Genomic DNA, 11,833 nt, shown 5'->3' with positions numbered 1-11,833 from the left:
TAATTTAAAAGCCTATACTATTCATGGGTATATATTTATTTTCATACATTTTTTTAACAATAGTAACATTTAGTATGAAACATCATGGAGAGTAGTATGAGATATCGCTTTTTTGCGGCATTGTTTACATGCTTAGCATTAATTGGCTGCAAGGATGATAAATCAGCGATTGCTGAGCCTGAATCTCGACCAGTTAAATTACAATCAGTTTCAGTGGGTAATAATGAATCACAACGAGCATTCCCAGCAATTGTTGAGGCGGGAGATAAAGCCGTTTTAGCTTTTCGCGTTTCAGGTCAACTTGCCAGCGTTGATGTACATCCTGGTCAATTTGTGACGAAAGGACAAATACTTGCAACATTAAATAGCGATGAATTATCACTGCTAGTGAAGCAGGCGCAAGCGCAATATGATTTAGCGAATGTGCAATTTAAACGCGATAAAAAATTACGGAAAAAAAATGTAGTATCAGAGTTAGATTACGACACCTCGAAAGCTAACTTAAAACAGGCCAAAGCCACATTAGATAAAGCAATATCGAATTTAAGTTATGCCAAGCTTATCGCACCTTATGACGGGCACCTTTCTTTATCCATGGTTGAAAACTATGAATATATCAGTGCAAAACAGCCTGTGATGCATATTCAAAGTGCTAAATTAATCAATATGACATTTCAGCTTCCTGATTATCTTTTAGCGCGCTTTCAAGGTCATGCTGAAGCCATAAATCCTACCGTTGCTTTTGATACCTTAACTAATCAAACTTTTCCCGCACAATTTAAAGAAATTGATACAGAGCCAGATAGCAAAACATCCAGTTATAAAGTGACACTCTCAATGGCACGTCCGGAAGGCAGTAACATCATGCCAGGAATGTCTGGTAGCGTGACAATTGTTCTGCCACATGGAAATGCAGGCGCAATACCTCTGCGTGCGATCATTACTGAAGACAATAAAGATTATGTATGGCGTGTTGATGATAATCAGCAAGTTGTAAGAACTGAAGTCATATTAGATAACAATAATCGTGTGATATCAGGTTTAGAAGATGGTGACGTTATAGCGACATCAGGCGTATCTGAATTGCAATCAGGTCAGAAGGTCCGCTCATGGATCAAGGAGCGTGGATTATGATCAAACGTTATCGTTTATTGACATTGGCTATCAGTGCAACATGGTTACTCCAAGGTTGTGAGAAACCAAGTGTTGAGCCGCGCGAAGCGCAACCGCGAGTCAAGGTACAGCAGGTACAGTCAGGCAAACAATCACCGAAATTAACGTTTCCAGCCGTGGCATCAGCAGCTGATAAATCTATTTTATCATTCCGTATTGCAGGAGAAATCACGCAAATATTAGTGCGTTCAGGAGACACCGTTAAAAAAGGGCAGGTATTAGCGCGATTGGATCCACGTGATTACACATTAGAGGTGGATGATGCTCAAGCTAAATACAATGTTATTGATAGCCAATACCGCCGTTCCGCAACATTATTAAAAAATGGCTATTTACCTCAGTCTCAATTTGATGAATTAAAAGCGAAGCGAAGTATTGCGAAAGCAAATCTTGATTTAGCCAAATTAAAATTAAGTTTTACTGCGCTAAAAGCCCCATTTAGTGGTGTGATTTCAACTATTCCCGTTGAGCAATTTGAAAATATCAAAGTAGGTCAGCAGATTATGAATATTCATAGCACTGATTCTGTTGATATCGAGATCCAAGCGCCTGATATGATTTATTCCAAGCAAAGTATCTTGGATGTTAATAAAGCACAGGGTTCTTCCTCGAAAGTCATTTTACCCAATAATGAAAAATATGTGGTGACATTAAAAGAATTTACCACTGAACCTGATCCTGAATCGGGTTCATTTCTCGTGACCTTAACGATGCCGATGCCCAAAGGTCAGTTCATTTTGGAAGGCATGCCAGTTGAAGTTGAAGCCGATGCTCAAAAGTTACAAGTTTATCAAGTGGGGCAGCAAATCGTACCTCTTGAAGCTTTATTTAATTTAGACGGTGATGATATTGCCTCAAATCAGAAATATGTTTGGATACTGACACCTGACAATACGGTGTCGAAACGCCTTGTGGTAACAGATAAAGTTGTGCCTGAAGGGGTACGATTAAAATCGGGTGTTAAACAAGGGGAACAAGTTGTTGTTACAGGAGTTAACCGCTTACGAGAGGGACAAAAAGTGGTGGTATTGGCTAAGGAGGGACAACAATAATGAAGCAAGATATCGCGACTTATTTCATTAAGAATAAAGTGATCAGCTGGATGCTGACGCTAATATTTCTTGTCGGTGGCACCTTTTCTTTCTTTGGTTTAGGCCAATTAGAAGATCCGGCATTTACTATTAAAGACGCTATGGTTGTTACCTCCTACCCTGGGGCGACACCACAGCAAGTTGAAGAAGAAGTGACTTATCCTATAGAAAAAGCGATTCAGCAGTTAACTTATGTTGATGAAGTAAATTCTATCTCTAGTCGAGGGTTGTCACAAATCACAGTGACCATGAAAAACAATTATGGCCCTGACGATTTACCACAAATTTGGGATGAATTACGCCGCAAGGTTAATGATATATCCTCTAACTTACCTCCAGGAGTCGCAAAGCCTAAAGTTATTGATGATTTCGGTGATGTTTACGGCATTTTGTTATCAATAACGGGTGACGGTTATAGCTATAAAGAACTCAGTGATTATGTTGATTACTTACGCCGAGAAATTGAACTTGTTGATGGCGTGGGAAAAGTGGGTGTTACTGGCAATCAGCAAGAGCAAGTATTCATTGAAATCTCAATGCAGCGACTCAGTAGCCTCGGCATTTCTTTAGATACAATTTACAACATTTTAGCCACACAAAATTTAGTCACGAGTGCGGGCGCAGTTCGTATTGGCGATGAATATGTTCGCGTTCATCCTACTGGTGAATTCAAAAATGTTGATGAACTGGGCGATTTAATCATTACCGATAAAGGCGCTAATGGGCTGATTTACCTTCGAGATGTCGCTGAGATCAAAAAAGGTTTTAAGGAAATTCCAGATAACTTAGTTAGCTTTAACGGCAAAGAAGCGCTGAACGTTGGTATTTCTTTTGTCGCTGGCGTTAATGTTGTTGAAGTAGGCCAACGGGTTATGCAAAGACTGGCTGAACTGAAAGAGCAACAGCCAGTGGGTATCGATATTGATGCAGTATATAGCCAGCCGATTGAAGTAGATAAGTCCGTAAGTGGTTTCGTTGTTAGCTTAGGTCAGGCAGTAGCCATTGTTATTGTGGTGCTGCTGTTCTTTATGGGACTTCGTTCAGGTTTACTGATTGGTTTAATTTTGCTCCTGACTGTTTTAGGCACCTTTGTGTTTATGAAGTGGTTAGCGATCGACTTACAACGTATCTCGTTAGGTGCCCTCGTTATTGCTCTGGGTATGCTGGTGGATAATGCCATTGTGGTGGTCGAAGGAATATTGATAGGCATGCAGAAGGGGCGAACGCGAATGCAAGCGGCTTCTGACATTGTGACTCAAACCAAGTGGCCACTGCTAGGGGCAACAGTCATTGCAGTAATGGCATTTGCGCCAATTGGTTTATCACAAGATTCAACGGGTGAATATTGTCGAACACTATTTACGGTGCTTCTGATCTCACTGATGCTGAGTTGGTTTACAGCGATATCGTTAACGCCATTCTTTGCCGATCTTTTCTTTAAAAACGTCAAGGTGGATCAAGATAGCGATCAAAAAGATCCGTATGGCGGTATTTTCTTCACCGTATACCGTAAGTCATTAGAGTTTTGTATGCGTCGTGCATGGCTAACAGTGATCACTTTGATCTTGATGTTAGGTGTTAGCTTATATGGCTTTACATTATTGAAACAATCGTTCTTTCCGGCATCTACAACGCCAATGTTCATGGTGGATGTATGGCTTCCTGAAGGGACCGATATTCGTGCAACCAATAATACGCTAAAACAGCTTGAGAAAGTGGTCGCTGCGGAAAAGGGCGTGGAATACGTTAGTTCAAGTGCGGGTAAAGGTTCGCAACGTTTTATGTTGACGTACGCACCAGAGAAAAGTTACGCCGCTTATGGTGAGTTAATTGTGCGTGTTGACTCATTTGATAGTGTTGTTCCGGTGATGAAAAATTTCCGTGAACAATTAGATAAACAATTTCCCGAAATTGAATACAAAGCCAAACTAGTCATGTTAGGGCCTTCATCCGGCGCTAAAATTGAAGCGCGAATTGTTGGATCAGATCCAACCATACTACGTGGTATTGCGTCGCAAGTGGTGGATGTGATGAATGCAGATCCTGGCGCATTCAATATTCGTCATGACTGGCGAGAGCGCACCAAAGTAATTGAGCCGATATTTAATGAAAGCCAAGCAAGACGCTATGGCATTACTAAAAAAGATGTTGATGAGTTACTGCAAATGGCATTTTCAGGGATCAACATTGGTCTCTATCGTGAGGGAACAAACTTAATGCCAATCGTGGCACGTTTGCCTGAAGATGAGCGAGTCGACATTAGCACCATAGAAGGCATGAAGATCTGGAGCCCTGCCATTCAAGGTTATATTCCACTTCAACAAGTGGTGCTAGGTGTCAATGTACGTTGGGAAGATCCATTAGTGGTGCGTAAAAATCGCAAACGTGTGTTAACGGTAATGGCGGATCCAGATCCTATTGGTGAAGAAACGGCAGCGACAGTACAAAAACGTATTATGCCAGCAATCGCAGATATTGAACTGCCAGAGGGGTACACCTTGGAATGGGGGGGCGAGTATGAATCATCAGCAGACGCGCAAGCCTCGTTATTCCAAACGATGCCGATGGGTTATTTGGCGATGTTCTTAATTACTGTATTGCTTTTCAATAAGGTAAAAGAAGCATTGATCGTTTGGGCAACCGTGCCATTGGCAATTATTGGTGTGACATTAGGTTTGTTGTTACTTAATACGCCATTTGGTTTCATGGCATTGCTTGGTTTCTTAAGTCTATCCGGTATGTTGGTGAAAAACGGTATCGTATTGTTAGACCAAATTGAGATTGAGATAGCCAGTGGTAAAGAGAAATATTTAGCTGTGTTAGATGCGGCTGTCAGTCGTGTACGTCCTGTGTGTATGGCTGCTATCACCACTGTTTTAGGTATGTTACCGCTATTACCAGATGTGTTCTTTAAACCAATGGCAGTGACCATTATGTTTGGTTTAAGTTTCGCTACCGTATTAACCTTAATCGTTGTTCCGGTGCTATATCGTTTATTTCATAAGCTAAAAGTACCGACAAAAGAAACTGCTTAATGCTGAATTAAATTAACTGCAATTAAAAAGGCTTCCGATTCGGAAGCCTTTATTTTTATAAAGCTGTTTAGCGTTTGGTTTACTTCAGTGGTTAAGCGTTAACTTTCCAGCTAATGGTTTCACCCGCTTTAATAGGTACGACCGTGTTGCTACCAAATTGCATTTCTTCTGCCACTGTCCACGACTCTTTTACAAGCGTAATCGTATCTGTATTACGTGGTAGGCCGTAAAAATCAGGGCCATTGAAGCTAGCAAAACCTTCTAACTTATCTAGTGCGCCAGCTTGTTCAAAGACTTCTGCATAGAGCTCGATAGCTGCGTGAGCTGTGTAAGAGCCAGCACAACCACATGCCGCTTCTTTCATGCCTTTTGCATGCGGTGCGGTATCGGTACCTAAGAAAAACTTCTTGCTACCACTGGTTGCTGCATCCACTAATGCTTGCTGGTGAGTGTTACGTTTTAAGATAGGCAAGCAGTAGAAGTGTGGGCGAATACCACCTGCTAGCATATGGTTACGGTTAAACATTAAGTGGTGAGCTGTAATGGTTGCAGCGACATTGTCACCTGCATTTTGAACAAACTTTACAGCATCTGCTGTCGTAATGTGTTCAAGTACAATTTTGAGTGATGAAAATTCTTCAACAATAGGACCAAGTACCGTATCAAGGAATGCTTTTTCACGGTCGAAAATATCAACATGATTATGTGTGACTTCACCATGAATAAGAAGTGGCATACCAACTTCTTGCATCGCTTGTAATGCAGGGCGAATCTTATCAATTGAAGTAACGCCAGAGTCTGAGTTAGTCGTTGCGCCAGCAGGGTAGAGTTTTGCAGCATATACATGACCCGATGCTTTGGCTTTCTTAATTTCTTCAGGTGATGTGTTATCTGTTAGGTAGATAACCATAAGTGGTGAGAAAGTCGGGCTTGGTTGAGCATCAAGAATGCGGTCACGGTAAGCTAAAGCAGATTCTGTATCAGTAACAGGAGGGATTAAATTAGGCATGATGATCGCGCGTCCCATGTAACGGCTAATATCCCTTACTGTATCTTTTAATACATCGCCATCACGTAAATGTGTGTGCCAATCATCAGGACGAGTAATCGTTAATGTTGTCATTTTGTTTCCCTTCCAAAAAATTTGCCCGATTCTAAAAGTATCGTTGCGCTAAGTAAAGGTCATTAATTCAACAATCGGTTTGATTGCTGAATTAAAAGGCAATCGTTTGCCAAAAGAGAATAGGATCACAGCACTTTAGCTAGAATCTGTGTATCATTGTCCTCTTTTCTTCATGCTTATTACTGAATAAACCACGAAAAGCATGCCTATTGCATGATAAAAAGTAAAAGGTTCATTAAGTAATGTGATAGCAAAAACTGCAGTAATAGCAGGGCCAACATTGCTGGTTAAACTTAGCTGTGATGGATTTAATTTTTGCATCGCGGCTGCAACAAAAAATGATGGCAACACAGTACAAAAGATCCCTAGCGCGATCCCAAGCAGGATAAGCATTGGATCTAGCTCGAGCACATTGACGCCTTGCCATTGGCTTTGAATTAGAATAATGATCCCCGCAGATCCCATCCCGATACAGGTAAATAATTGGCTGCCCATTTGGGTAATTAACTTTTTGCTCATGATTAAGTAACAAGCGAAAACGAATGCGGACGCAATGGCCAACCCACTACCTAGCAAGACATTATTTCCCATGCTTCCTAAATCATGAAAAACAATGAAAGCGACACCAATATAGCCAAGTGCAATAGCTTTAAATGTACCTTGTGCTGGCTTTTGTTTTAGGACAGTCCAACTAATTAAAACGACGAAGCTTGGAAATAGAAAAATGAGTAGTCGCTCTAGCTGCGCACTGATATGTGCCATGGCTGCAATATCAAGGTATGACGCAACATAGTAGCCTAAGACGCCAATAGCGCTTGCCGTTAAACCATATCGTTTCAGGTTATCTCTATGCTCTGTTTTTCTTAATAGCCACAGCATCATAACAATATAAATCGGCACAGAACTTATCGCCCGTAACGACATAATCGATACCGCATCTCCACCATATTGATAAGCCAGTTTGATAAAAACGGGCTTGATAGAAAATAAAGCAGTACCGATAAGGGCATAAACAATGCCTTTATTGAGTTCAGCATGAGGGGAACTGACGTTTTCGTTAACTGGGTTGTTGTTTGAGTTCGATGATGTCATGTGATTTCTCGCTTAAAAATGAAATAAAGCTGCGAGAAATGCGAAGGTCACTGGCTGAGCATAACTCACAGCCAGATAGCAAAACTCTACCGGCCGGATGGCAGTAGTGAATTGAGGAGCCAAATGTAACAAGTGAAAATAGTTGAATAAATCATAGTGTTGCCTGTTTATTGAACGCTAAGCTCAACTTACAAGAGATAAAAAACACTTACAAGCAATTAATTGCAATTGGTAAGCTTTTTTCTTAAATCAGACGAAAACCTTTCGCTAATAAAATCAATAAACACACGTTGGCGATAAGGCATATTGATATTAGGCAGGTATTGCATGAACACAGTACCTTGGTAATTATCAAGAAGTGTCCAATCGTTAAGTACCGCAGTAAGGGCTTTTGATTGCAAAGCTTTTTGCGCGACGAATGCAGGTAATACCGCAATACCAAAGTGATTTAATGCGGCTTCTAAACGCATCTCTGTATGGTTAACAATATAACGCCCATTCACCGTCACTTTCAGCTCTTCATCTTCAGATTTAAACCGCCATTGGTTGTCAGTATTTGTTTCGCCTAGATAGATACAATCATGCTGGGCTAATTGCTTAGGGTGTGTTGGTGTACCTTTCTTTTCGAGGTAATACGGGCTTGCACATAATACCAGATCGTTAGTGGCTAACTGTTTGGCCACTAGGTTATTTTGAGGCTCGTTGGTTAACCTAAAGACGACATCTACGTCGTGATAGAGCGGATCGATTGGTTTGTCTGTAACTTGGATTTTTAGTTGTAGCTTTGGATAAGTGTCAACAAATTCCAGTAATAGAGGTTGAAGTACCTGACGACAAAACGCTTTCGGTGAGGCAATGGTGAGTATCCCTTCAATATCTTGCTTTTGCTTGCTGGCTATATTTACTACATCTTGGGCTTGCTGAAGGATATTTTTACCATATTGGTAAGCTTCTTGCCCTGCAATGGTAAGTGACTGGCTACGAGTACTGCGTTTGATTAGTTGTACTTGAAGCTCTTTTTCTAGGCGGCTTATTTGACGACTCACGCCAGATGGTGTCATTCCCAATTTTTTCGCGGCATGACTGAAGCTTTCTGACTCTACAACCGTGACAAAGGCTGCAATATCAGGAAGAAGTTGAATAATTTTATTTTTGTCCATCAGTCATAAATCCTTTGCTTATTGGCGGTATTATCAACATCAAGTCAAACATATACCATTCAATCTTACAAGAACAGTGACTAAAACCGTGTAAGAAAGGATGTGTGTGAATGGAACAGGTCGAGCAGAATAAAAGTGTATTTTTAAATACTTCATTAATAGCAACAATAGGTGTGCTAGCTGCCGCAGTTTTTTGGGGAACCAGTTTTGGTGTGGCAAAAGAATCTATGCTTTATACTGGTGTGTTGATGTTTTTGGCGATTCGTTTTTGTTGCACACTTTTAGTGATATTTCCCTTAGTCAGCAAGAAACTAAATAAACAGGTTTGGCTGCAATTAGCACCAACTGGAGGAATATTAAGTATTATTTATTTGGCCGAAACTTACGGTCTAAAACACACGACGGCTTCAAATGCTGCTTTTCTTATTAGCCTATTTATTATCTTTACGCCTGCTGTTGATGCATTGCTTAATCGTCATAAACTTGCGGTTACAGATTTATTTGCCGGATGCATTGCAATTGCCGGTGTGTGGTTATTAGTAGGAGATAGCCTGAATGCGGTAACGTTTAATATCGGTAATATTCTTATTTTGATCGCAGCACTGGGGCGTGCCGCTTTTGTGGTGACAACTAAAAAGAAAATGAATCAACAACATTGCGATCCTATGGTGGCAACATTTATCCAATTATCAGTGGTCACCGTTGTTTGTATTAGCTTATTGGTTTTCACTGTCCCTGTAGAACAATTCATCATACCTAGCGCGCCAGAGTTTTGGTTGTATATTGGCTACCTTGTTATTTTTTGTACCTTGTTCGCTTTTTACTTTCAAAACTATGGGGTGAAGCATACAAGCCCAACCCAAGTCTCTTTTTTATTGGGATTAGAGCCTGTATTTGGTGGTTTGTTTGCACATTGGTGGTTAGGAGAACGATTTGAACAGCTTCAATGGGTGGGGGCGGGACTGATTGTATTGGCCGCTATGTTTATTTCAGTGAAACCTAAATGTAAATTTTTCGCTAAAACAAAAAAGCCGATCTGATGATCGGCTTCATTTATTTGCTTAGCTTTAATTACAGTTTAAATTTATGAACGAGTTTATTTTGTTCAGTGGCTAAGCTATCTAACATGGTACTGGCTTCTGCCATTTCTTCCATTGCATTGTAGTTAGTATCAGCAATATGACTAATATCCTCTAAACTACGGGCAATGTCGGTAGTCGTCGTCCGCTGCTCTTCCGCTGATTGTGCAATTTGACTACTCATTTGACTAATTTCAATGATAATCGCTTGGATCTCTTCCATTGCGCTATTGGCATCTGATGCTTGATTAATACTGTTATCCATTTCTGTTACACAGCTTTGCATCATTTCCATCGCTTGACCTGAGCTACCTTGAAGGTTTTGGATCATCGCTTCAATCTCAGAGGTAGAGTCGGTGGTACGTTTAGCGAGAACACGAACCTCATCGGCAACAACGGCAAAGCCTCGTCCTTGATCGCCAGCACGGGCTGCTTCAATGGCGGCATTGAGTGCAAGTAGGTTAGTTTGGTCGGCAATATTACGAATAACATCTAAAATAGAACCAATATTACTGCTCATTTGTTGAAGATCAGCAACGGCTGTTACAGAGTCATCTAAACGAGTTGAAAGCTGATGGGCAATATTAATATTTTTACTCATCACTTCACGACCTGTTGCTGATGCACGTTCTACCTCATGAACACGTTCCATGGTGTTCTGCGCACTTTGCGATACATCAGTAACTGAGTGTTCCATCTCTGTCATTGCTGTTGCCACAGAAACAGTTTGCTCTCGTTGTTCATTGAGTCGCTGTTTTGCTTGTGCAGTTGTACTTTGGTTTTCTGCCGCAACTTGAGTGAGATCTTCAGATGCTTTGCTTAATTGACTTAAAATTTGTTGAAGATTGCCAGCTAACGTATTGATGTGATGACTTAGTTTATTAAACTCAATGAATTGACTGCTTTCTGTACGCTGTGTCATATCACCATCAGTTAATGATTCAAGCGTTTTTAGCATAGAAACCAGTGGACGACGAACACTTCGCGCTAAATACCAACCGATAGAAATGGCTAATAAAATAACCACAATCGCAATACCAACAGCTTTGGTTATGCCTTGATTGTAAGTGTCATCAGCTGTTGCAATCGCTTGATCCATTTGATTGGTCGCTTGCTGATTAAATTGCTCAAGAATCGATAGTGCTTGATTCACTTCTTTAGTTAGCGTGGCAATGTTGTCATAAAGACGCGTTTTCGCTTCAATGAATTCATAGTGTTGATCAAGCACACCGCCTTTTTTACCGATATCTAACGTGTATTGAGTAACGGATTTACCGAATGTTTCTTTTAAGCCTGAAAGTAGGGTTGTTAAGCTACGAAATGCGTTGGCAAGATGGTTTACACTGCGTTTATTCGCTTTTATTGCGGCTTTAATCTTACTGATATCGTCAGTGGCAAGGGCATCAGAAGTAATGGTTTCTGTTTCTTTTAACTTCACAAAGAAATTTTTAGCCATCATCTTAACAGCCATATTATCTTGCTCATTAATGTATTCTTTCATACCAATGCTGAGTTCAGCTTGCAAACGCTGAAAGCGTCGCGCTGATTGTTGGCGCTCATCACCGGCTAACATTTGCGCGCGATAATTACCCATCGCGGTTTGAGCTTCGCTGAAGTAACGCTGTTCTAATTCGGTTAGCGCTTTAATGTAAGACGTTAATTCTGGATTACTTTCGGCAATGGCTACAAGCTCTTTACGCGCAGAGGCGAACTCTCTTGTTGCTTTACGAAAGTCGGCTTCATAGGTTTTCATTGCAGCAGGATCTTGACTGGTTAAAAAGTCTTTAAAAGATTTGTCGGCGGCAAGAAGTTTAACACTGACTTTATTTGATATAGAGACTAAAGGAAGTGCGTCTGTTGTTACTGTTGTTAACTGATTATGGATACGGTTTGTTCCATCAAGCATGAGCACAATGGTTAAAACAAACAATGCAACCATAACCACAAAACCGGAGTACATACGACGTATGACCGAAGTTTGGCTAGATTTCTTCATAATATCCCTATATTTAGCAAAGGGTCAGTGTCATCATAATGCTGACCTATTAGTCATAAATGTAATTTGATAATGGGGTAACCC

8 protein-coding genes are annotated in these 11,833 nt (G+C 40.7%); 4 read left to right on the top strand and 4 right to left on the bottom strand.

Annotation, left to right across the window (positions count from 1 at the left end):
• Positions 1-96: 96 nt before the first annotated feature.
• Genes C9J45_RS00485 through C9J45_RS00475 form a run of 3 tightly spaced genes read left to right on the top strand, consistent with a single transcriptional unit; the run spans position 97 to position 5,299 of the window.
• Positions 97-1,134 carry an efflux RND transporter periplasmic adaptor subunit gene (locus tag C9J45_RS00485; RefSeq protein ID WP_107292019.1) on the top strand — a complete coding sequence of 346 codons (1,038 nt, stop codon included), beginning with the start codon at positions 97-99 and terminating at the stop codon, positions 1,132-1,134.
• Entirely contained in the window at positions 1,131-2,225 is a 1,095-nt protein-coding gene (locus tag C9J45_RS00480; protein ID WP_107292018.1) for an efflux RND transporter periplasmic adaptor subunit, read from the top strand. The genes C9J45_RS00485 and C9J45_RS00480 overlap by 4 nt, the downstream gene beginning before the upstream one ends.
• Positions 2,225-5,299, top strand: a complete 3,075-nt coding sequence (locus C9J45_RS00475) for an efflux RND transporter permease subunit (RefSeq protein ID WP_107292017.1) — start codon at positions 2,225-2,227, stop codon at positions 5,297-5,299. Before C9J45_RS00480 ends, C9J45_RS00475 begins: the two co-directional genes overlap by 1 nt.
• A gap of 91 nt (positions 5,300-5,390) precedes the next feature.
• Here C9J45_RS00475 and pyrC read toward each other — a convergent pair whose 3' ends face one another.
• The 3 genes from pyrC to C9J45_RS00460 all read right to left on the bottom strand — a co-directional run bounded on the left by pyrC (position 5,391) and on the right by C9J45_RS00460 (position 8,674).
• The gene (pyrC, locus tag C9J45_RS00470) at positions 5,391-6,422 is read right to left on the bottom strand and encodes a dihydroorotase (protein WP_005367079.1); all 1,032 of its coding nucleotides are present in this window, start codon (positions 6,420-6,422) and stop codon (positions 5,391-5,393) included.
• A gap of 153 nt (positions 6,423-6,575) precedes the next feature.
• Positions 6,576-7,514, bottom strand: a complete 939-nt coding sequence (locus tag C9J45_RS00465) for a DMT family transporter (RefSeq protein ID WP_199190684.1) — start codon at positions 7,512-7,514, stop codon at positions 6,576-6,578.
• A 218-nt stretch (positions 7,515-7,732) separates the two neighbouring features.
• Entirely contained in the window at positions 7,733-8,674 is a 942-nt protein-coding gene (locus C9J45_RS00460; protein ID WP_107290415.1) for a LysR family transcriptional regulator, read from the bottom strand.
• A 110-nt stretch (positions 8,675-8,784) separates the two neighbouring features.
• Between C9J45_RS00460 and C9J45_RS00455 the strand changes: the two genes are divergently transcribed.
• Positions 8,785-9,714 (top strand): DMT family transporter, encoded by a 930-nt coding sequence (locus tag C9J45_RS00455; RefSeq protein WP_107205734.1) that lies wholly within the window; start codon positions 8,785-8,787, stop codon positions 9,712-9,714.
• A 31-nt stretch (positions 9,715-9,745) separates the two neighbouring features.
• Here C9J45_RS00455 and C9J45_RS00450 read toward each other — a convergent pair whose 3' ends face one another.
• Complete coding sequence (locus C9J45_RS00450) at positions 9,746-11,713, bottom strand: methyl-accepting chemotaxis protein (protein WP_107205930.1); 1,968 nt, start codon at positions 11,711-11,713, stop codon at positions 9,746-9,748.
• Positions 11,714-11,833 lie beyond the last annotated feature (120 nt).

This window comes from Photobacterium sp. GB-1, from assembly GCF_003026165.1.
Classification (GTDB): domain Bacteria; phylum Pseudomonadota; class Gammaproteobacteria; order Enterobacterales; family Vibrionaceae; genus Photobacterium.
Note: the sequence above shows the minus strand (reverse complement) of the source record. Positions and strands in the feature narration are given on the sequence as shown.